The sequence below is a fragment of the Streptomyces sp. cg35 genome, assembly GCF_050410835.1.
Lineage (GTDB): Bacteria > Actinomycetota > Actinomycetes > Streptomycetales > Streptomycetaceae > Streptomyces.
In genome coordinates, this window is record NZ_CP191268.1 from 6,890,936 (window position 1) to 6,912,037 (window position 21,102).

At 71.5% G+C, this 21,102-nt stretch carries 21 protein-coding genes; 12 read left to right on the top strand and 9 right to left on the bottom strand.

The features are described from left to right. Positions 1-32: 32 nt before the first annotated feature. Positions 33-1,427: a metallopeptidase TldD-related protein gene (locus ACQUQD_RS31525; protein ID WP_428955556.1), complete on the bottom strand. Its 1,395-nt coding sequence runs from the start codon at positions 1,425-1,427 to the stop codon at positions 33-35. Beyond that, complete coding sequence (locus tag ACQUQD_RS31530) at positions 1,424-2,947, bottom strand: TldD/PmbA family protein (RefSeq protein WP_428955557.1); 1,524 nt, start codon at positions 2,945-2,947, stop codon at positions 1,424-1,426. The genes ACQUQD_RS31525 and ACQUQD_RS31530 overlap by 4 nt, the downstream gene beginning before the upstream one ends. Positions 2,948-3,135: 188 nt before the next feature. Between ACQUQD_RS31530 and fabG the strand changes: the two genes are divergently transcribed. The 3 genes from fabG to ACQUQD_RS31545 all read left to right on the top strand — a co-directional run bounded on the left by fabG (position 3,136) and on the right by ACQUQD_RS31545 (position 5,074). Then, entirely contained in the window at positions 3,136-3,852 is a 717-nt protein-coding gene (gene fabG / locus ACQUQD_RS31535) for a 3-oxoacyl-[acyl-carrier-protein] reductase (RefSeq protein WP_428955558.1), read from the top strand. 5 nt (positions 3,853-3,857) lie between these two features. Then, entirely contained in the window at positions 3,858-4,634 is a 777-nt protein-coding gene (gene fabI, locus ACQUQD_RS31540; RefSeq protein WP_428955559.1) for an enoyl-ACP reductase FabI, read from the top strand. A gap of 77 nt (positions 4,635-4,711) precedes the next feature. Then, on the top strand, positions 4,712-5,074 hold the full coding sequence (locus ACQUQD_RS31545) for a hypothetical protein (protein WP_428955560.1): 363 nt from the start codon (positions 4,712-4,714) through the stop codon (positions 5,072-5,074). Here the strand turns inward: ACQUQD_RS31545 and ACQUQD_RS31550 are convergent. Continuing rightward, positions 5,052-5,744: a FadR/GntR family transcriptional regulator gene (locus tag ACQUQD_RS31550; RefSeq protein WP_428955561.1), complete on the bottom strand. Its 693-nt coding sequence runs from the start codon at positions 5,742-5,744 to the stop codon at positions 5,052-5,054. The two genes, ACQUQD_RS31545 and ACQUQD_RS31550, sit on opposite strands and share 23 nt — an antisense overlap. 118 nt (positions 5,745-5,862) lie before the next feature. Between ACQUQD_RS31550 and ACQUQD_RS31555 the strand changes: the two genes are divergently transcribed. The 4 genes from ACQUQD_RS31555 (at position 5,863) to ACQUQD_RS31570 (ending at position 8,305) form a co-directional block, all read left to right on the top strand. Next, complete coding sequence (locus tag ACQUQD_RS31555) at positions 5,863-7,161, top strand: CynX/NimT family MFS transporter (RefSeq protein WP_428955562.1); 1,299 nt, start codon at positions 5,863-5,865, stop codon at positions 7,159-7,161. A gap of 29 nt (positions 7,162-7,190) precedes the next feature. Further along, complete coding sequence (locus tag ACQUQD_RS31560; RefSeq protein WP_428955563.1) at positions 7,191-7,310, top strand: SGM_5486 family transporter-associated protein; 120 nt, start codon at positions 7,191-7,193, stop codon at positions 7,308-7,310. A 172-nt stretch (positions 7,311-7,482) separates the two neighbouring features. After that, positions 7,483-7,689, top strand: coding sequence for a hypothetical protein (locus ACQUQD_RS31565; protein WP_428955564.1), 207 nt, complete (start codon positions 7,483-7,485; stop codon positions 7,687-7,689). Positions 7,690-7,786: 97 nt separating this feature from the next. After that, the gene (locus ACQUQD_RS31570) at positions 7,787-8,305 is read left to right on the top strand and encodes a SixA phosphatase family protein (RefSeq protein WP_428955565.1); all 519 of its coding nucleotides are present in this window, start codon (positions 7,787-7,789) and stop codon (positions 8,303-8,305) included. Between the two features lie 68 nt (positions 8,306-8,373). On the opposite strand, the gene serB is transcribed toward ACQUQD_RS31570, so the two are convergent. Both serB and ACQUQD_RS31580 read right to left on the bottom strand, forming a co-directional pair. After that, positions 8,374-9,627, bottom strand: coding sequence for a phosphoserine phosphatase SerB (gene serB / locus ACQUQD_RS31575; RefSeq protein ID WP_428955566.1), 1,254 nt, complete (start codon positions 9,625-9,627; stop codon positions 8,374-8,376). An 86-nt stretch (positions 9,628-9,713) separates the two neighbouring features. After that, a complete protein-coding gene (locus ACQUQD_RS31580) occupies positions 9,714-11,465 on the bottom strand; it encodes a streptophobe family protein (protein ID WP_428955567.1) in 1,752 nt (583 codons plus the stop codon). Between the two features lie 270 nt (positions 11,466-11,735). On the opposite strand from ACQUQD_RS31580, the gene ACQUQD_RS31585 reads away from it, so the two are divergent. Continuing rightward, the gene (locus ACQUQD_RS31585) at positions 11,736-14,279 is read left to right on the top strand and encodes an FHA domain-containing protein (protein ID WP_428955568.1); all 2,544 of its coding nucleotides are present in this window, start codon (positions 11,736-11,738) and stop codon (positions 14,277-14,279) included. A 115-nt stretch (positions 14,280-14,394) separates the two neighbouring features. Here the strand turns inward: ACQUQD_RS31585 and ACQUQD_RS31590 are convergent, their stop codons facing one another. The 3 genes from ACQUQD_RS31590 to ACQUQD_RS31600 all read right to left on the bottom strand — a co-directional run bounded on the left by ACQUQD_RS31590 (position 14,395) and on the right by ACQUQD_RS31600 (position 17,228). After that, positions 14,395-15,132: a transglycosylase SLT domain-containing protein gene (locus ACQUQD_RS31590; protein WP_428955569.1), complete on the bottom strand. Its 738-nt coding sequence runs from the start codon at positions 15,130-15,132 to the stop codon at positions 14,395-14,397. Between the two features lie 318 nt (positions 15,133-15,450). Further along, positions 15,451-16,533, bottom strand: a complete 1,083-nt coding sequence (locus ACQUQD_RS31595) for an S-adenosylmethionine:tRNA ribosyltransferase-isomerase (protein ID WP_428955570.1) — start codon at positions 16,531-16,533, stop codon at positions 15,451-15,453. Continuing rightward, the gene (locus ACQUQD_RS31600) at positions 16,530-17,228 is read right to left on the bottom strand and encodes an SDR family NAD(P)-dependent oxidoreductase (protein WP_428955571.1); all 699 of its coding nucleotides are present in this window, start codon (positions 17,226-17,228) and stop codon (positions 16,530-16,532) included. The genes ACQUQD_RS31595 and ACQUQD_RS31600 overlap by 4 nt, the downstream gene beginning before the upstream one ends. 211 nt (positions 17,229-17,439) lie before the next feature. On the opposite strand from ACQUQD_RS31600, the gene ACQUQD_RS31605 reads away from it, so the two are divergent. The 4 genes from ACQUQD_RS31605 (at position 17,440) to ACQUQD_RS31620 (ending at position 20,073) form a co-directional block, all read left to right on the top strand. After that, positions 17,440-18,585 (top strand): GAF domain-containing sensor histidine kinase, encoded by a 1,146-nt coding sequence (locus ACQUQD_RS31605; protein WP_428955572.1) that lies wholly within the window; start codon positions 17,440-17,442, stop codon positions 18,583-18,585. Continuing rightward, on the top strand, positions 18,578-19,219 hold the full coding sequence (locus tag ACQUQD_RS31610; protein WP_428955573.1) for a response regulator: 642 nt from the start codon (positions 18,578-18,580) through the stop codon (positions 19,217-19,219). The genes ACQUQD_RS31605 and ACQUQD_RS31610 overlap by 8 nt, the downstream gene beginning before the upstream one ends. A gap of 170 nt (positions 19,220-19,389) precedes the next feature. Then, positions 19,390-19,635, top strand: a complete 246-nt coding sequence (chpE, locus tag ACQUQD_RS31615; RefSeq protein WP_428955574.1) for a chaplin ChpE — start codon at positions 19,390-19,392, stop codon at positions 19,633-19,635. Positions 19,636-19,833: 198 nt separating this feature from the next. Next, positions 19,834-20,073 carry a chaplin gene (locus ACQUQD_RS31620; protein WP_428955575.1) on the top strand — a complete coding sequence of 80 codons (240 nt, stop codon included), beginning with the start codon at positions 19,834-19,836 and terminating at the stop codon, positions 20,071-20,073. 105 nt (positions 20,074-20,178) lie between these two features. Here ACQUQD_RS31620 and ACQUQD_RS31625 read toward each other — a convergent pair whose 3' ends face one another. Then, complete coding sequence (locus ACQUQD_RS31625) at positions 20,179-20,961, bottom strand: hypothetical protein (RefSeq protein WP_428955576.1); 783 nt, start codon at positions 20,959-20,961, stop codon at positions 20,179-20,181. Positions 20,962-21,102 lie beyond the last annotated feature (141 nt).

The window sequence follows — 21,102 nt, forward strand, 5'->3', positions numbered from 1 at the left end:
AGTGCTGATGGGTCCCTGCCAGTCTATGGGCGTCACACGCCCTGGCTGACCGAGCTCATGTTGAAGTCCGGCACCCGCAGGGCCGGCATGGCGGCCCTGGTGAACCAGTCGCCCCACTCCCTGGGCAGCGTCTTCTCCGTCCGCCCGGCCTCGGTGGCCCGCTTCAGCAGGTCGACCGGCGACTCGTTGAACCGGAAGTTGTTCACCTCGCCGACGACCTCGCCGTTCTCCACGAGGTACACGCCGTCCCGGGTCAGCCCGGTCAGCAGCAGCGTCGCCGGGTCGACCTCGCGGATGTACCAGAGGCAGGTCAGCAGCAGTCCGCGCCCGGTGGCGGCGACCATCTCGTCCAGCGACTTCCCGGAGCCCCCGTCGAGGATCAGGTTGTCGCCGGCCGGCGCGACCGGCAGGCCGGTGAGCCCCGCGCTGTGCCGGGTGGTCGTCAGGTGCTTCAGCTCGCCGCCCGCGATCCACTCGGTCGCACCGATCGGCAGCCCGTTGTCGAAGACGGACGCGTCGTCCCCGGAGGAGTGCGCGAGCACGAACGGCGACGACTCCAGGCCCGGCTCGTGCGGGTCGCTGCGCAGCGACAGCGGCAGCTCGCTCAGCCGCTCGCCCACCCGGGTCCCGCCGCCCGGCTTCGAGAACACGGTCCGGCCCTCGGCCGCGTCCCGCGCCCCCGCCGACCACAGCTGGTAGATCAGCAGGTCCGCCACGGCCGTCGGCGGCAGCAGCGTCTCGTAGCGCCCGGCCGGCAGATCGATGCGCCGCTCGGCCCAGCCGAGCCGCGTCGCCAGGTCCGCGTCGAGCGCCGCCGGGTCGACGTCCTTGAAGTCCCGGGTGGAGCGCCCCGCCCATGCCGAACGCTTGCGGTCCGGCGACTTCGCGTTCAGCTCCAGCGTCCCGTTGGGCTGGTCGTGGCGCAGCCGCAGGCCCGTCGACGTACCGAGGTAGCTCGACGTCAGCTCGTGGTTCGCGAAGCCGTACAGCTCGCGTCCGCCGGCCCGGGCCCGGGCGAAGGCCTCGCCGAGCGCGGGCGCGAAGTCCGCGAAGACGGTCGAGGAGGTCTCGGCGGGCGCGTCCGTGAAGTCGGGGGAGTGCGGTACGCCGTCGACGAGCGGCTGCGCGTCCTCGGCGGGCCCGGCCTTCGCGGCGGCCTCCTCCGCGGCCCGCACCAGCGGCTCCAGGTCGTCGGCGGTCACGGCCGACCGGGACACGACGCCGGACGCGGTGCCCTCCTTCCCGTCGACGGTCGCGACGACGGTCAGGGTGCGGCCGCGGGTCACGCCGTTCGTGGTGAGCGCGTTGCCCGCCCAGCGCAGGTTGGCGCTGGACGACTCGTCGGCGATGACGACGCAGCCGTCGGCCCGGGACAGTTCGAGAGCGCGCTCGACGATCTCGTGCGGCTTGTTCTGACGAGGGCTCATCGACCCGCCTCCTGCGTCGTGTTGAGAATGTTGACGCCCTTGAAGAGGGCCGAGGGGCAGCCGTGGGAGACGGCCGCGACCTGGCCCGGCTGGGCCTTGCCGCAGTTGAAGGCGCCGCCGAGGACGTAGGTCTGGGGGCCGCCGACCGCCGCCATCGAACCCCAGAAGTCGGTGGTGGTCGCCTGGTAGGCGACATCGCGCAGCTGCCCGGCGAGCCGCCCGTTCTCGATCTTGAAGAAGCGCTGCCCGGTGAACTGGAAGTTGTACCTCTGCATGTCGATCGACCAGGACCGGTCCCCGACGACGTAGATCCCGCGGTCGACCCCGGCGATCAGATCCTCCGTCGAGAGCCCGCCCGGATCCGGCTGCAGCGACACGTTCGCCATCCGCTGTACGGGGACGTGCCCGGGGGAGTCGGCGTAGGCGCACCCGTTGGACCGCTCGAAACCCGTCAACTTCGCGATCCGGCGGTCGAGTTGATACCCCACCAGTGTCCCGTCCTTCACCAGGTCCCAGGACTGCCCGGCCACGCCCTCGTCGTCGTAGCCGATGGTCGCGAGCCCGTGCTCGGCGGTGCGGTCGCCCGTGACGTTCATGATCTCGGAGCCGTACTTGAGCTTGCCCAGCTGGTCGAACGTGGCGAAGGACGTGCCCGCGTACGCCGCCTCGTAGCCGAGCGCGCGGTCCAGCTCGGTCGCGTGCCCGATCGACTCGTGGATCGTCAGCCACAGATTGGACGGGTCCACGACCAGGTCGTACGAGCCCGCCCGCACACTCGGCGCCCGCATCTTCTCCGCGAGCAGCTCGGGGATCCGCGCGAGCTCGCCCTCCCAGTCCCAGCCGGTTCCGGTCAGGTACTCCCAGCCCCGGCCGACCGGCGGCGCGATGGTGCGCATCGAGTCGAACTCGCCGCTCGAGTCGTCCACGGCCACCGCCGTCAGCTGTGGATGCAGCCGCACCCGCTGCTGCGTCGTGACCGTGCCCGCGGTGTCCGCGTAGAACTTGTTCTCGTGGACGCAGAGCAGCGAGGCGTCCACGTGGCTGACCCCGTCGGCCGCGAGCAGCCGCGCGCTCCAGTCGGCCAGCAGCGCGAAGCGCTCCTCCTCGGGCACGGAGAAGGGGTCGATCTCGTAGGAGGAGATCCACGTCCGGTCCGCGTGCACCGGCTCGTCCGCCAGCTGAACGCGCTCGTCCGAGCCGGCCGCCTCGATGACCTGTGCGCTCAGCTTCGCCATCGCCACGGCCTGGGACGCCACCTTCGCCGCGGCGTCCATGGTCAGGTCGACGCCGGACGCGAACCCCCACGTGCCCCCGTGCACCACGCGCACCGCGTACCCGAGGTCCGTGGTGTCCGACGACCCGGCCGGCCGGGCGTCCCGCAGCCGCACCGCCCCGCCGCGCACCCGCTCCAGGCGGAAGTCCGCGTGCTCGGCGCCCAGCGCCCGCGCGCGGGCGAGGGCCGCGTCGGCGAGGGCCCTCAGCGGGAGCGCCGTGAAGGCTTCATCGATCGTATGAGGCACGAATGTCTCCCTGTCGTCCGTCACGTCGTCGCCCCGATCATGTCGCGCGGCGGGGGTGCGCGGCCAGAGTTTTCTGTAGGGACCCGACAGCGAGTCGAGTACGCCACTGTCGGTGGTCGATTCTCCGTACCCAGGGTCGTACCGATAGGTTTTCGAAGTACCACCACTGCTATCGAAAGGGTGATCCGTTGAGCCGCTCGGTTCTCGTCACCGGAGGAAACCGGGGCATCGGCCTCGCCATCGCCCGCGCGTTCGCAGAGGCCGGCGACAAGGTCGCGATCACGTACCGCTCGGGTGACCCGGCAGAGTTCGAAAAGCTGGGCTTCCTGGCCGTCAAGTGCGACATCACGGACGCCGAGCAGGTGGAGCAGGCCTACAAGGAGATCGAGGAGAAGCACGGCAACGTCGAGGTCCTGATCGCCAACGCCGGCGTCACCAAGGACCAGCTCCTGCTGCGCATGTCCGAGGAGGACTTCACGTCCGTCCTCGACACCAACCTCACCGGCACCTTCCGGGTCGTGAAGCGCGCCAACCGCGGCATGCTGCGCGCCAAGAAGGGCCGCGTCGTGCTGATCTCCTCCGTCGTCGGCCTGCTCGGCTCGGCGGGACAGGCGAACTACGCCGCCTCGAAGGCGGGCCTCGTCGGCTTCGCGCGCTCCCTGGCCCGTGAGCTCGGGTCGCGCAACATCACCTTCAACGTCGTCGCGCCCGGTTTCGTCGACACCGACATGACCCAGGCGCTCACGGACGAGCAGCGCGCGAACATCATGTCGCAGGTGCCGCTCGGCCGGTACGCGCAGGTCGAGGAGATCGCCTCGGCGGTGACGTTCCTCGCCTCCGACGACGCTTCGTACATCACTGGTGCCGTCATTCCGGTTGACGGCGGACTGGGAATGGGTCACTGAACACCATGGCTGGAATCCTCGAGGGCAAGAAGATCCTCATCACCGGTGTGCTGATGGAGTCCTCCATCGCCTTCCACACCGCGAAGCTGGCCCAGGAGCAGGGCGCGGAGATCATCCTCACCGCGTGGCCGCGGCCGACGCTCACCGAGCGCATCGCCAAGAAGCTGCCCCAGCCCGACAAGGTCAAGGTCCTGGAGCTCGACGTCTCGAACGACGAGCACCTCGCCCGCCTGGAGGGCCAGGTCCGTGAGCAGCTGGGCGACCGGCTCGACGGCGTCGTGCACTCCATCGGCTTCGCGCCGCAGGACGCGCTCGGCGGCAACTTCCTGAACACTCCGTTCGAGTCCGTGGCCACCGCCATGCACGTCTCGGCCTTCTCGCTGAAGTCGCTGACGATGGCGCTGCTGCCGCTGATGAGCGACGGCGGGTCCGTCGTCGGCCTCACCTTCGACGCCAAGTTCGCCTGGCCGCAGTACGACTGGATGGGCCCGACCAAGGCCGCCCTGGAGGCCACCAGCCGCTACATCGCGCGTGACCTCGGCAAGCAGAACGTCCGCTGCAACCTGATCTCGGCGGGCCCGCTCGGTTCCATGGCCGCGAAGTCGATCCCCGGCTTCACCGAGCTCGCCGCGGTGTGGGACAGCCGCTCCCCGCTGGAGTGGAACCTCGCCGACCCCGAGCCGGCGGGCCGGGGCATCGTCGCCCTGCTGTCGGACTGGTTCCCGAAGACCACCGGCGAGATCATCCACGTCGACGGCGGCCTGCACGCGATCGGCGCCTAGATACGTAGCTCGTTCGGCCCACCGGCCGGGCGAGGCGAAGGGACCTTCACGCACGCTGGGTGCGAGGAGGTCCCTTTGTGCGCCTGACCCACCGCATAGCCCCCGCCCTCACCGCGTTGGTCCTGCTGGTCGCGCTGCCGTACGACGCGGCGTCCGACACCCCCGAGAAATCCGGCCACGCGCGCGTGGCCGCCAAGAAGCCCGGACCCTTCGGAGCCGGATGCCGGGTCCGCGTCGACGGGACGCGGGTGAGCGCCACCTGTCACAACCAGTACCCCGAGGTCGACCGGGTCGCCCTGCACATCGAGTGCGACCCGTGGTGGGACATCGACACGGACTCGGCGCCGGCCGAGGTCGGCCCGGCCCAGACCGTGCGCCTCGACGGGCGGTGCTGGAAGGACGTGCGGATCGCCTGGGTCAGTCACCGGAAGGCGCCGTGAACCGGCTCGGACGGCACAGGAACGGATAGCCCGCCGCCTCGGTCGCGGCCGCCTCCGTGTCCCCCTCCCGGATCGCGTCGACCAGCCGCGTGTGGTCCATGTGGTTCTCGGCGGTGAGCCCGCCGCGCACGTCGTCCCGCAGCCAGTCCCGCAGGACCTCGCCCAGATCCGCGTACATCGCCGTCATCACGTCGTTGTGCGACGCCGCCACCACGGCCATGTGGAACGTCGCGTCCGCCGTCACGAACGCCTCCGCGTCACCCGACTCCCACGCCTCCTCACGGCGTACGAGGAGGGCGTCCAGCTGCTTCAGATCGCGCTCGGTGCGCCGCTCGGCGGCCAGCTTCGCCGCGCTCGACTCCAGCGTGGAGCGCAGCTCGGCGATGTGCCGCGGATCGGCCTCGGCGAACCGGCGCTGCATCACCCCGGCGAGCTCGCTCGTCGCCACGACGTACGTGCCCGAGCCCTGCCGGATGTCGAGCAGCCCGTTGTGCGCGAGGGCGCGCACCGCCTCCCGCACCGTGTTCCGGGCGACGCCCAGCTGCTCGACGAGCTCCGGCTCCGTGGGGATCCGGGACCCCACCGGCCACTCGCCCGAGGAGATCTGGGCACGCAGGGCGGAGATGACCTGCTCGGACAGGGCCGAGCGGCGGGGGGAGGTCAGTGGCATCGACGGTCCTTCGTCCTTGCTCGTACGTGACGTGACGCGGGGTGTGCGGGGCGGTCGGCAACAGTGTGACGCAAACGGATTGGACAGCCAATCATCCCATGATTCTAAGATGGGTCTCATGGCTAGTGAGGAAACCCCGACCCCGACGATGGCACCACCGACCGCGGAGCCCCCGACACCCACCGGGAAGAGCGCCGCCCCCGGCGCGTGGGCCGTACGCCTGGTGATCGTCGGCATCGTCCTCGCCGCCCTGAACCTGCGGCCCGCGATCACCAGCCTCGGGGCCCTCCTCGAAGAGGTCCGCGACGGGCTCGGCATGAGCGGCAGCGTCGCCGGACTGCTCACCTCCGTGCCCCCGCTGTGCTTCGCGGTCTTCGGCGTGATGGCCCCGCGGCTCGCCAAGCGCTTCGGCGCGAGCACCGTCGTCTGCGCCGGCATGGCCGCGATCGCCGCCGGCCTGATCATCCGCCCCTACGCGGGCGGCACCGTCGGCTTCCTGGTGGCCAGCGCCCTCGCCCTGATGGGCATCGCCGTCAGCAACGTGCTGATGCCGGTCATCGTCAAGCGCTGGTTCCCCGACCGCGTCGGCTCCATGACCGGCCTGTACTCGATGGCCCTCGCGGCCGGCACCTCCCTCGCGGCCGCCGCGACCGTGCCCATGACCGAGGCCCTGGGCGGCAGTTGGCAGACCGGCCTCGCCGTGTGGGCCGCGCTCGGCGCCGCCGCCGTGCTGCCCTGGCTCCCGCTCGTCCGCGACCGGAGCGCCGCCTCCGCCGAACCGGCCCGGGCCTCGTCCGAGGGCGACGGACTGCGCATCGCCCGCAGCCGCACCGCCTGGGCGCTCGCCGTCTTCTTCGGGCTCCAGGCCACGGCCGCGTACATCACGATGGGGTGGATGGCGCAGATCTTCCGCGACTCCGGGGTCTCCGCGTCGACCGCCGGCGTGCTGCTGGCCGTCACCATGGTGATGGGCGTGCCGCTGGGCTTCGTCATCCCGCGCGTCGCGGCGCGGCTGCCCAGCCAGGGCCCGATCGTGATCGCCCTCGGAGTGTGCGGACTCGCCGGCTACGCGGGCCTGTACTTCGCGCCGTCCTCCGGCGCCTGGGCCTGGGCGGTCCTGCTCGGCATCTCCAACTGCGCCTTCCCGCTCGCCCTCACGATGGTCGGCATGCGGGCCCGCACCGGCGCCGGTGTCGCCCAGCTCTCCGCGTTCGCCCAGTCCACCGGCTACCTGATCTCGATCCCGGGGCCGCTGCTCGTCGGCGTCCTCTACCAGGCCACCGACGGCTGGGGCGTGCCCATCGCCCTGATGGCCGCGCTGATGGTGCCGCAGATCGTGGTCGGCGTCTTCGCGGGCCGCAAGCGCACGATCGAGGACGAGGCGGAACAGGCGGCCGCCGCCGCCCCGGCGTCCTGACGACCGGGGACGGGTGCGACACTTGCGGCATGTCGCCTGTGCTCGAGCCGAACCCCCAGAACAGTCAGAAGAAGCTCCTCCTCGTGTTCGGCGCGATGATGGCCGTCACCGTGATCGTGGCCATCATCGCGACCATCGCCTCCCCCTGACACCCGCGCCCCGGACCCGGGGGTGGGGTTAACTCCACCGTCCCCTAGGGGGCCAGTGTCAGGGTCGAGTGGGTGGATCACCGGATGGGCCGGGGGCCGCCGGATCCGTACCTTCGAAGTGTCGCCGAGACCGTCGGCGCACCGACGAGGACGACGGACCACGGAGGAAGCCATGTCGGCCCCCACGCACCCCCGGACCCACCCGGCAGCCACGGGCGGCGTCGACATCCGGCTGCCCTGGTGGGCGATCGCGCTGCCGGCCGTCGCCTTCGTGGCGCTCCTGCTGCTGATCCTCAACCCGGTCGACGCCCAGGCCGCCACCGCCGACCCGACCATCGGCCACCTCCTGGAGCGCGCCAAGGAACTGGTGCTCCGCTAGCCCCTCTCCCGGCAGCTTTCGGCCCGCGTTCACCCGTGCCGGGCGAGCCCGTCAACTCCCAGCGCCCCATGGCAGATTTCGTGCGAAGCTGGGACCCATGAGCGTCGCAGAACCCCGCAGGATTGTCCTTTTCCGGCATGCCAAGGCGGACTGGCCTCAGGTGTCCGATCACGAGCGGCCGCTCGCCGAGCGAGGGCGCAAGGACGCCCCGATCGCCGGCCGCAAGCTGGCCGACTCCGGCATCGCCCTCGACCTGGCCCTCTGCTCGACCGCCGCGCGCACCCGCGAGACGTGGAAGCTGGCTGTCTCCGAACTGCCTGAGCGGCCCCGGACCGTCTACGAGGAGCGGATCTACGAGGCGTCCCCCGGCGAGCTGATCGCCGTGCTCAACGAGACGCCGGACGACGTCCGGGACGCCGTCCTGATCGGCCACAACCCCGGAGTGCACGGACTCGCCGAGGTCCTGGCCGGTGACGGCGAGGCGGACGCGCTCCGGCGGATGAACCGGGGCGGCTTCCCGACCGCCGCGTTCGCGGTCCTGTCCTTCACCGGTTCCTGGAAGTCCCTGGAGCCGGGCACCGCCACCCTGACCGACTACTGGTCGCCGAACGACTGACGAGCGGCCGGATCCGCACACAGCAAAGGCCCGGTACCGAAGGCCGGTGCCGGGCCCCGCTGTGTGGCTCAGACCTCCTGGGCGTCCGCCGCCTCGACCTCTTCGCGCGTGATGCCCAGCAGATACAGCACGGTGTCGAGGAACGGCACGTTCACCGCGGTGTGCGCGGCCTCGCGGACCACCGGCTTGGCGTTGAAGGCGACGCCGAGCCCGGCCGCGTTCAGCATGTCGAGGTCGTTCGCGCCGTCGCCGATCGCCACGGTCTGCGCGAGCGGGACCCCCGCCTCCCCGGCGAACCGCCGCAGGAGCCGCGCCTTGCCCGCACGGTCCACGATCTCGCCGGTGACCCTGCCGGTCAGCTTCCCGTCGACGATCTCCAGCGTGTTGGCCTGCGCGAAGTCGAGCCCGAGCCGCTCCTGCAGATCGTCCGTCACCTGCGTGAACCCGCCGGAGACGACGCCCACTTGGTAGCCGAGCCGCTTGAGCGTACGGATCAGGGTGCGGGCACCCGGCGTGAGCCGTACCTCGCTCCTGACCTTGTCCACGACCGACGCGTCGAGCCCCGCGAGCAGCGCCACGCGCGCGTGCAGCGACTGCTCGAAGTCCAGCTCGCCGCGCATCGCCGCCGCCGTCACCTCGGCGACCTTGTCCTCGCAGCCCGCGTGCGCCGCGAACAGCTCGATCACCTCGTCCTGGATGAGCGTCGAGTCGACGTCCATCACGACGAGCCGCTGTGCGCGCCGGTGCAGACCGGCCGCGACGACGGCCATGTCCACGCCCAGCTTCGCGGCCTCGGTGGCGAGCGCGGTGCGCAGCGTCTCCGTCCCGGTGCCGGACACCGCGAACTCGACCGCGGTGACGGGGTACTTGGCGAGCCGGAAGATGCGGTCGATGTTGCCGCCGGTCCCGGTGATGGTGGCGGCGATCGAGGCGGTCGACTCGGCGGTCAGCGGGTGCCCGAGCACGGTCACCAGGGAACGGCCCAGGCCGCGCGGCCGGTTGTCACCGATGCCCGAGATGATCTCGGCCTGCATCCTCATGGACTCCGCCCAGCTGTGGACGGTGGCCCGCAGGTCCCCCTCCAGACCGGCCGGCGGCTCGGTCACCAGGGCGCAGAGCACGATACGGCCGCGCGTGACGACCTGCTCGATGTCGACGACGTCGACGGAGTAGGCGGCGAGGGTGTCGAAGAGCCCGGCGGTGATACCGGGCCGGTCCTTGCCGAAGATCTTGACCAGAAGGGTCGGGACGTCGGCCGGCACGGACACGTGTCCGTCGACGTTCGGGGCATCAGCGGGGTGCTGGGGCTGCGGAGCGCTCATGATGCCCTTACGGTATCGGGCTCCTGCACGGGCACGCGGCCGCGGTCCGCGTACCGGACAGGGAGGCCGCCGTCGGGCCCCCCGCGTCAGCGCCCGCCCCGGTCGTCCCTCCGGCGTCGCCTCTCCTTGTCCCGCCCCGGAGCCGGCGGCGGTGGCGGTGGAGGCGGCGGCCCGCCCTCCTTGCCGCGAGGACGGGGCTGCTCGGGCCGCAGCGGTCCCGCGATCGTGGGGGCACCGGGCATGCCGTCGTGCGACGGGTCGCGGTACGGATTCCGGCCGTACGCAGCGCCGTCCTGAACATCCCGGTCGTACGCATCCTGGCCGTGCACGGTCTCCTCGTACTGCCTGGCGTCGTACGCCTTCAGGTACGGGTTCGTGTCCGCGTTGGAGGGACGGTACGGGCGGCTCGGGCGGTACGGGCCGGCCGGCGCGGAAGAAGGCGGCTCCGGCACGCCCGCCCCGGCGGCCAGCGGGGACACCCGCCCACCGGCGGCCCCGGTCGCACGGGCGAGGAGCGCACCGAGCGCCCCGGCCGCGGCGCCCCACGCCGCGCCCAGCAGCAGGGCCATGCCGAGGTGCCCGTGCAGTTCGATGCCCGCGCCGAACGCGTCGAAGCCCAGCACCGACAGGGACGCGTCCGCCGAGACGTCCGTCAGCCGGACCAGGAGCGGCAGCGCGAGCGCCGTCACGACGCCGAGCCGCAGCGCGCAGCGCCCCGCGAAACCCACCGCTCCCTGCCCCTGTGCCGACGGCGTCCGCACCGCCGTGAGCACCCCGGCGAACAGCATCATCAGGGCCGTCGCGACGGCCAACAGCCATACCCTGCCGTCGAGTTCGGCCAGCCGGGCCAGCGTCACGGGCTGGTCCGACGAGACCCTGAGCAGATCGTCCAGCGGATCGGGCAGCAGCTTCGCGAGCTCTCCCGTCGCCTGCCCGTCCCAGGGCACGAACAGGCCCAGGGGCACCGCCAGCCATGCCCCGTTGGGCGCGCCGAGCAGTGCCGCGCCCGCGATGCGCTTCGGGTGGTCGTCGCCGATCATGGCGTACGCCGCCGCGGCCAGGCCCGCGACGACCGTCACCAGCAGGACTGTCACCAGCGCCGACGCCGCGGGCCGCACCACCCGGTGCACCGGAGCGAGGGCGCGCGGCAGGGGAGTGCGCCGCGACGCGAGCAGCGCGATCAGCAGCACCCCGGTCACGAAGGCCGCGCCGCCGAGCAGCGTGGCGCCCGTCTGCACCGTGAACCCGACCGACGCCTTCGCGTTCACGAGGTCCCCGAGCCGGTCGGGGAGCAGCCCCCCGATGCCGCCGGGAAGCTTGTCCCCGATGTCGTCCGGCAGCCCGCCTGCGCCCGGAATGTCGTTCAGCCCCAGCTTCGAACCGTCAATCGTGATGATGTCGTGACCCGCCCAGACGAGCCCGCCCAGCATCGCCACGAAGAGCACCACCACGGCCCCCGCACGTGCCATCAGCTCGCCCGGAGAGATCTCAACTCCCGCCGCACGCAAGGACCGTAGGAAGAACCAGCTCATCAGCACCGCGCCCACCAGGCCCACGCCCAGCGGCGCGACATCGATGGCGGTGTGCGCCTGCGCGCCGTCCAGACCGAAGGCGGACACGTCGCCGGACGGCGTCACGCGCCCGCCGACCCCGATCGCCACGACGGCGGCCGTCATCGGTCCGAGCGAACCCGCCGAATCCGCCTCCAGCAGATGCAGACCGAGCGCCGCGACACCCGCCATCCCGATGAATGCCCAGCTCACCGCGGCGATGGCCGAGAGCAGCACATCGCCGACGGGCACGCCGCCGCGCCGAGTCGTGTCGTGGCCGGTCTTCATCAGGCCCCCCCTGATCCGTACCGCAACGCCCCGGATATCCCATTTGCTCATGATCCGTTGGGAGTTGTGGGCGCTTACTACTCTCCGGGGCTGTATCTGCCCCGTCAACGGCGCGGGCGGGGGCGCCGACCGGAAGTCTTCACAACCTAAGCCGCAAGGCCCGACTTTCGGTCACGGGGGCGTTCCTGAAATAGTTCCTCACGATGTTCGACATCCCTAGACTCCCCATGACGGGGGCAATACTCGGGGGACAACTCAGTGGGGCATGGAGTGCCTGAACTCGTACTGGAATTGAATGGCAGGACCTGGACGCTCGATCCGTCCCGGTCGTACACCCTCGGACGCGATCCGGGGGGAGACGTCGTGCTCGACGACGCCAGGGTGTCCTGGCGTCACGCCACGATCAGCTGGGGCGGCCGCAGTTGGGTCATCGAGGACCACGGCTCGACCAACGGCACGTTCGTCCAGGGCCAGCGGATCCATCAGATGGAGATCGGCCCCGGCTCGTCCGTGCACCTGGGCAACTCGACCGACGGCCCGCGCGTGAACGTGCAGGGCAGCGCCCAGGCCGCCGCCGTGGCGACGCCGCAGCAGGCGCAGCAGCAGGCCGCCGGCCTGGCGCAGCAGCCACCGCCGCAGCAGCAGCCGCAGAGCGGTGCGCCGAGCTGGCAGCAGCAGGCGCCGCAGCAGTCGCAGATGCCTCAGCAGCAACAGGCGTGGCAGCAGCACCAGCAGCCTCAGCCCCAGAAGGTGCCGAACCAGCAGGGACCCGGCGGCGTCGCGGGGGCTCCGCCGGTCTACGGGGACCGCAGCCCGACGACGTTCCACCAGTTCTCGCTCGGCCGCGTCATGCGCATCGGCCGTGCGCTGGAGAACGAGCTGGTCGTCTCCGACCTCCAGGTCTCGCGCCTGCACGCCGAGTTCCACGCGACGCCCGACGGCCGCTTCGAGATCCGTGACCTCGGCTCGCACAACGGCACGTACGTCAACGGCCAGCCGATCCCCAAGGGCGGCAGCGCCCTGCTCGGCCCGAACGACATCGTCGGCGTCGGCCACTCCACGTTCCGCCTCGTCGGCGACCGGCTCGAAGAGTTCGTCGACACCGGTGAGGTCTCCTTCTCCGCGCGCCACCTGACGGTCACCGTCGACGGCGGCAAGCAGATCCTCAAGGACGTCTCCTTCGGCGTCCCGGAGAAGTCGCTGATCGCCGTCATCGGCCCCTCGGGCTCCGGCAAGTCGACGCTCCTCAAGGCGCTCACGGGCTACCGCCCCGCCGACCAGGGTGACGTCCTCTACGACAACCGGAACCTGTACAAGCAGTTCGCCGAGCTGCGCCAGCGCATCGGTCTGGTCCCGCAGGACGACATCCTGCACAAGGAGCTGACCGTCAAGAAGGCCCTGAAGTACGCGGCCAAGCTCCGCTTCCCCGCGGACACCAGCGAGCAGGAGCGCCAGCAGCGCATCGACGAGGTGCTGCGCGAGCTCAAGCTGGACATCCACAAGGAGAAGAAGGTCACCTCCCTCTCCGGTGGCCAGCGCAAGCGCGTCTCCGTGGCCCTGGAGCTGCTGACCAAGCCGTCGCTCATCTTCCTGGACGAGCCCACCTCCGGCCTCGACCCGGGCATGGACCGCGACGTCATGCAGCTGCTGCGCGGCCTCGCCGACGACGGCCGCACGGTCCTCGTCGTCACCCACTCCGTGGCCGAGCTGGCGATCTGCGACAAGCTGCTCGTGATGGCGCCGGGCGGCTCCGTCGCGTACTTCGGCCCGCCGGAGGAAGCCCTCAACTTCTTCGGCTACGAGACCTGGGCCGACGTCTTCTCGGCGTTCGAGAACTACCGCGACTACGACTGGGCGGGCCGCTGGAAGGGCTCGCAGCACTACCAGATGTACGCGGCCGACATCGACGCCGTGGCCGCGCAGTCGGTGCAGATGCCGCCGCCCGCCGCGATCAAACCGCCCAAGCCGCAGCCCTGGGGCGCCCAGCTCATCACGCTGATCCGCCGCTATGTGTCGGTGATCGCGTCCGACAAGGGCTTCATGGGGCTGATGGTGATCCTGCCCGCGGTCCTGGGCGTCGTCTCCGTGGTCATCCCCGCCGACTTCGGCCTGGCACCGCCCAAACCGCCGTCCAAGTTCAACGGCGACGCGGGCACGATCATGCTGATCGTCGCCGTCGGCATGTGCTTCTCGGCCGCGGCCAACTCGGTCCGTGAGCTGATCAAGGAACGCGTCATCTACGAACGGGAACGGGCGACCGGCCTGTCCCGCTCCGCGTACCTGATGTCCAAGGTCATCGTCCTCGGCGTGATCACGGCCGTCCAGGGCGTCATCATCTGCGCCATCGCCTTCGCGCCGCGCGACCTTCCCGAGGAAGGTCTTCTGATGCCGCCGGCGATCGAGCTGTGCGTCTCGATCATCGCGCTGGGCTTCACATCGATGATGTTCGGCCTCGTGATCTCCTCGCTGGTGAAGACCTCCGAGAAGACGATGCCGCTGCTGGTCATGTTCGCGATCGTCCAGGTCGTCTTCACCGGCGTCCTCTTCCAGATCTACGGCTCGATCGGCCTGGAGCAGTTCGCCTGGCTGATGCCGTCCCGCTGGGCGATCGGCGCGGCCGGCGCCACGCTGGACCTGGCGCACCTGATGCCGCCGTGGGACCCGAAGAAGCCGAACGACCTCGACCCGCTCTGGGAGCACTCGGTCAGCCAGTGGGGCATCAACCTCACGGTCCTGGTCGCGCTCGGCGTGATCTGCGGCTTCGCGGTCGCCCGCCTGCTGCGCCGCCACGAGCCCGAGGTCATGCGCAAGTAGTCCTGTCACGGACGAGGGACACGAACGACGGAGAAGGGCGGCACCCGCGGGGGTGCCGCCCTTCTCCGTCGTGGGGGTCAGCGTGCTCCGGACTCAGAGGTCCCGTCAATGAGTCTCAGTACGCGCTGTTCACGTTGTCGATCGAGCCGTACTTGTCGGCCGCGTAGTTCGCGGCGGCCGTGATGTTGGCGACCGGGTCGTAGATGTTCGTCGACGTGCCCTCGACGTGGTACGCGTTGAACGTCGGCTGGATGACCTGCAGCAGGCCGATCGACGGCGTGCCGTTCTGGGCGTTGACGTCCCAGCCGTTCATGGCGTTCGGGTTGCCCGTGGACTCACGCATGATGTTGCTGTAGAGCCCGTTGTAGGTGCCCGGGATGCCCTTGGACTTCATGATGTCCAGGGACTGCTTGATCCAGCCGTCCAGGTTGTTCGCGTAGACCGGCTTGCGGGCGGCGGCGCGGGAGGCGGCCTCCTTGGCCTCGCGCTCCTTCTTCGCCTTGGCGTCCGCCTGGGCCTGCGCCTCGGCCTTGGCCTTGGCCTCCGCGTCCGCCTTCTTCTTCGCCTCGGCCGCCTGCTGGGCCTTCAGCTTCGCGGCGACGGCCTTGGCCTTCTCCGACGCGCTGGCCTGCTGGTCGGTGACGCTCGCCTGCACGTCCTTGATCTGCTGCGCACCCGCGTTCGTGGTGAACGCGACCGGAGCGGCGGAGACCTGCTCGGCCTGCGCCTGCGTGTCGTGACCCGGCACCAGCGTCACCGCGAGGGCGGCGGCACCGAGGGCGGCGACACCGGCCATCGAGAACTTGTGGGTGCGGGTCAGCTGACTATGGCCGGGGATGCTGTGCTTGGACATGGAGACGGGGACCTCTCGAAGCGGGAAGTCGCTCGCCGACCGATTCGGACGGGCCGTGTTTGGGACACGAACGCCGCGGGTAGAACCCGTCGGCGCCGAGCAACGGGGGCCATTCTTAGCGGCAGCAAAATTCCGTGGCAAAGGTGTGACGTACGAAGTCGGGTAGTGGATCGGGCGCACGGAAAAGGGGGCCAGAAGTCGGCTCTCGACTCCCAGCCCCCGCACAGCCTCGGGACTTAAGTCCCTTATCTCTCCACTAGGGACCTTCGTACGTGACCTGCGCCCTATGCGCGGCGTCACATCGGGTCACTGCTGATCTCACCTGTAGTTGCCACTGCAACGCGCAGCGTGAGGCCCCTCCTTCGGAAGGATGAGGTGCACGTCCCCGAACTCGTGCCACAGGTAGAGCCCCCGCAGCGCCTCCTCGTACGTGCGGCTCACGGCGGCCCGCCCCGCGATCGCCTCCAGCATCAGAAGATGGGAGGCCGCCGGCTCGTGCAGCCCGGTCAGCAGGCCGTCCACCACCCGCACTCCGCGCTCCGGCGTCACGACGAGTTCGGTCCGGCCGCGCGCCGCCCGCACCACCCCGTCGTCGCCGGCCGCCGACTCGACGGCCCGCACGGCCGTCGTCCCGACGGCGACGACCCGGCCCCCGCCCGCCCGCGCCGCATTGATGAGCCGGGCCGACGGCTCCGGCACCTCGTACCACTCCGCGTACGGCGGCTCGTGCGCCTCGGCGGACGCCACCCCGGTGTGCAGCGTGATCGGCGCGAACTGCACACCCCGGCTCACCAGCCCCGCCACCATCGCCTCCGTGAACGGCCGCGCCGCACTCGGCATCTCGGCGCTGCCCGCCCCGTCCGCGTACGGCAGCGCGAACACGGTCTGGTAGGCGGACAGCGGCTGGTCCCGCTCCGTGTACGCGTAACGGATCGGCCGCCCGTGCCGCCGCAGCAGCGCCGGCACGTCCCCGGTCGCCCGCACCCACCACAGCCGCTCGCTCCCGGCCTCGACCGGCTCCTCGTGCACGAGGAGCACGCAGCCGGGCAGCGACACCACTGAACCCGCGGGCCCGCCCGGGCGCGGGCGCGTGGTACCCCGGCCGTCCGGATCCCGCATCTCGACGGCCCAGCGCCCGTCGTCGCCCCGCGTCGAGACATGCACGACCACGCGCGCGTCCCCGGTCGTCCCGTCGACCGCGGCAGCCAGCGTGGGAGAGGTGTTCACCACGAGCAGGTCCCCGGCCCGCAGCACATCCGGCAGCTCGGCGAACCGACGGTGCGCGACCTCCGTGCCGTGCGACACCAGCAGACGCACGGACGATCTGTCCCGGCCCGGGCCCCGCTGCTCGGCCGGCACCCGGGCCGACAGCTCCTGCGGGACCCGCAGTGCGAGCGTCATCGCGCCTCCAGCAGAGAAGGAGCCGCGTAACGCCCGGACGCGGGCCGCCGCTCCAGCAGGCGCAGGAAGGCGGGGACCACGTCCTCGGGGCGCGGCACCCCGCTCAGGTCCTCGTCCGGCTCGGCCGCCGCCAGCATGTCCGTCCGCATCCCGCCCGGATCCACCGCCCACACCCGCAGCCCCGGCTCCTCGACCGCGAGCACCGCCGACAGCTGGTCGAGCGCCGCCTTCGTCGCCCCGTAGCCGCCCCAGGTGCGGTACGCCTCCGACGCAGCGTCCGAACTCATGTTGATCACCGCCCCGGCCGGCGCCGCGCGCAGCAGCGGAAGCGCCTCTTGGAGCAGGCCCAGCGGCGCCACCACATTGATCTCCAGCGCCGCCCGGAAGTCGTTCAGCGCCTGCTGCTCCAGCGGAACCAGGGGAGCGGCGCCCAGCACCCCCGCGTTGTTCACCAGCAGATCGAGCCCGCCGAGCTCCCAGGCGGCCGAGATCAGCTCGACCCGGTGCCCGCCCTCGGCCACATCCCCCGGAAGCGCCGTCACCGCCCCGCCGTGCTTGCGCAGCGCGGCCGCGACGTCCTCCAGCGGCTCCGCGGCCCGCGCATCCAGTACGAGGTCCCACCCCCGCTCGGCCAGCGCCGTGGCCAGCGCCCGCCCGAACCCCCGCGACGCCCCCGTGATGATCGCTACTGCCATGGCAACCGTCCCCTTGATCAGCCGTTCCCGCGTACTGCCCTCAACGTAGGAACGCGAGGGCCCCGAGCACCTCGTGCGCGGGCCGCAACCCCCTCGGGCCCTTCGGCGTACGCCCACGGCCCCAGGGCCTTCCGGCCTAGGCCCACGGCCCTAGGCGGCAGCCGCCACAGGTCGGATACGCCCTGTCACACCCCGCCGGTACCGTGAGGCCATGAGTCACGGTCCACGGACAGGCCTGGCCGCGGTGAGCGCCGCGCTGCTGGCCATGAGCAGGCATCTCGAGGTGCGCGACGTCCTCAAGACGATCGTCGCCTCGGCCCGCGAGCTGCTCGACGCCGAGTACGCGGCGCTCGGGGTGCCCGACGACCACGGCGGCTTCGCCCAGTTCGTCGTCGACGGCGTCACCGAGGAGCAGTGGAAGGCCATCGGCCCGCTCCCGCGCCAGCACGGCATCCTCGCCGCGATGCTGCGCGAGGCCCGGACGGAGCGCCTCACCGACGTCCGCAAGGATCCCCGCTTCGAGGGCTGGCCGTCGGCCCACCCGGACATGTCCGACTTCCTGGGCCTGCCCATCAAGGACGGCGACGAGGTCATCGGCGCGCTCTTCCTCGCCAACAAGCGGTGCCCCGGGCCGGCCGGAGGCTGCGGCTTCACGGAGGACGACGAGGAACTGCTCGGGATCCTCGCCCAGCACGCGGCGATCGCCCTGACGAACGCGCGGCTGTACGAGCGCAGCCGCGAGCTCACCATCGCCGAGGAGCGCTCCCGGCTCGCCCACGAACTGCACGACGCCGTCAGCCAGAAGCTGTTCTCGCTGCGTCTGACCGCCCAGGCCGCCGCCAAGCTCATGGACCGCGACCCCGCCCGCGCCAAGGGCGAGCTGCAGCACGTCGTGGAGCTCGCCGCGGAGGCCGCGGACGAACTGCGCGCCGCCGTCGTGGAGCTGCGCCCCGCCGCCCTCGACGAGGACGGCCTCGTCGCCACGCTCCGCACCCAGATCCAGGTCCTGGACCGCGCCCACTCCGCCCACGTCACCTTCGCCACTGGCGGCCTCAGAGCCCTGCCCGCCGCACAGGAGGAGGCGATGCTGCGCGTCGCCCAGGAAGCACTGCACAACGCGCTGCGCCACTCCGGCGCGGAGCACGTCCAGGTGACGGTCGACAAGCGGGGCGCGGGCGCCGCGCTCCGCGTCACCGACGACGGCACCGGCTTCGACCCGAAGGCGATCCGCCGCGCCGGGCGCCATCTGGGCCTGGTCTCCATGCGCGACCGGGCCGGCGGCGTCGGCGGCCGGCTCACAGTGGAATCGGAGCCCGGCAAGGGCACCACGATCGACATGGAGGTCCCCGGTGGCTGACGCAATCAAGGTGCTTCTGGTCGACGACCACCAAGTGGTCCGCCGGGGTCTGCGCACGTTCCTGGAGGTCCAGGACGACATCGAAGTCGTCGGCGAGGCGGCGGACGGCGCCGAAGGAGTCGCCCGCGCCGAGGAACTGCAGCCCGATGTCGTCCTCATGGACGTCAAGATGCCGGGCATGGACGGCGTCGACGCGCTGCGCAGACTCCGTGAACTGGACAACCCCGCACGGGTGTTGATCGTGACCAGCTTCACCGAGCAGCGCACGGTGGTCCCGGCCCTGCGCGCCGGAGCCGCCGGATACGTCTACAAGGACGTGGACCCCGACGCGCTGGCCGGCGCCATCCGCTCCGTCCACGCGGGCCACATCCTGCTCCAGCCCGAGGTGGCCGGCGCCCTGCTCTCCCAGGAAGAGGCCAACAGCGGCCAGGGCAGGGGCGGTTCGCTCACCGAGCGGGAGCGCGAGGTCCTCGGTCTGATCGCGGACGGCCGGTCGAACCGGGAGATCGCCCGTGCTCTCGTCCTCTCCGAGAAGACGGTGAAGACCCATGTGTCGAACATCCTGATGAAGCTCGACCTGGCGGACCGCACCCAGGCCGCCCTGTGGGCCGTACGGCACGGCGCCGCGGGCTGACCCGAGTGCTCCGGCGCACTACTGCACGACAACACGGAAGGTTCCACTCCGTTCGTAGATTCATACTGTCGTGTATTCGTCCCCCGTCCGGCGTATCCCGCCGGACGGGGCCGCGTTCTCCAGTGCGTGCTGCGGCGGCTGGCCGTGGCAATCGCTAGGAGGATCACGAAGTGAAGAACCTGAAGAAGGCCGCGGCTGTCACCCTCGTCGCCGGCGGGCTCATCGCCGCCGGTTCCGGTCTCGCCTCTGCCACTGACGGTGCGCACGCGGACGGCAAGGCCGTGCACTCGCCCGGCGTCGGCTCGGGCAACCTGGTCCAGGCCCCGATCCACATCCCCGTGAACGCGGTGGGCAACAGCGTGAACGTCATCGGCGTGCTGAACCCGGCCTTCGGCAACGCCGGCTTCAACGGCTGACACAAGCTCAGGGTCCCCAGGACCACCGGCCCCTCGGGTACTCCCCGAGGGGCCGGTCCGTTTGCGCGGCCCCTTCGGCCCATTGATCCAAACGGGCGTATCGCCGGGTCACCCCGTGTCGTCCACCTGGCCCAAGCGTTCTCAGCGTGCGACCCCGCGGCTGGGGTCGGAAACGCCCTATCTGGAGGAACACTTCACATGAACATCGCAAAGAAGGCCGCCCTGGCCGTCGCCGTCGCCGGTATCGCCGCGGGCGCCTCCTCCGGTGCCGCCTTCGCCGACTCCGAGGCCGAGGGCGCGGCCGCGCAGTCCCCGGGTGTCGCCTCCGGCAACCAGGCGCAGCTGCCGATCCACATCCCGGTCAACCTCTCGGGCAACTCCGCCAACGTGATCGGCGTGCTGAACCCGGCCTTCGGCAACACCGCGTCGAACCTCTGACGTTCCCGCCGCACAGGCAGTGCGAGGCCCCCACGGACACCGTCCGTGGGGGCCTCGTCATGCACCTCCCGGGAGCCGCTCCTCATATGCCGGAGCGGACCGGGGTCACCCCCGCTCCCGTTCCTCCACGAACGCGTTGTAGGCGGCGACCTGGGCCCGCCGGGCCGTCCGCTCCACCGGTCTGAGCGCCACCGCCCGGGCTCCCATCTCCGACGCGCTCACGGCCCCGCCGTGCCCGCTCTCGTACGCCACGTCCACCAGCAGCCCCACCCGCTGCGCCAGCTCCAGCACGCGCACGGCCCGCGGCGGATACCCGGGCGCCAGCGCCTCCCGCCCCCGCTCGGCGCGGGCCCGGTACGCGTCGACGGCGGCCTCGGCCACCGGCCCCGACCCGGCCACGTCCAGCCGCGTCAGCACCTCCGTCGCCTCCCGCAGCGCCTCCGCCAGCTCCCGCTCCGCCTCACCCAGCGACGGCACGTCCGCGGGCGGCGCCTCCCGCACCGGCAGGCAGTGCCACAGCACCTCGACGTGGACGTCACCGTCGGGCCCGGCCTCGTACACCTCGGGAACCAGCCCGAGCGCCGCCCCGGAACACACGACCGCCTCCTCGGCCTCCACGGCCCGCGCGTTGAACTCTGGCGGCCCGCTCAACCCCAGCGGATGCCCCGGCGCGGGCAGCGCGACCCGCAGCCCGCCCACCCCGAGCGCCCGCAGCCGCCCGAGCGCCAGCGTCAGCCCGACCGGGCCCGTCTCCCCGGGGATCCCCTCGACCCGGTGCAGCGCGTCGTCCCCGACAATCGCCAGCACCGCGTCATCAGGTGCAACAAAACCGGCAAGAAGGGCATTTCCCCAGGCCGCGAGCCGTCCAGAGCGTGGTTCCGAGAGCATGGGCCCCACCTTAGAAGCACCCGACGGTGCCAAAACCCCGACCGATGGAATGGACCACCGGACCAGTGGCGTAGGTTTTCCCTGGGGGCTGCGTTCAGCGACAAACAAGCCGAACCTCTACGGACGCACGCGAGACGGCCG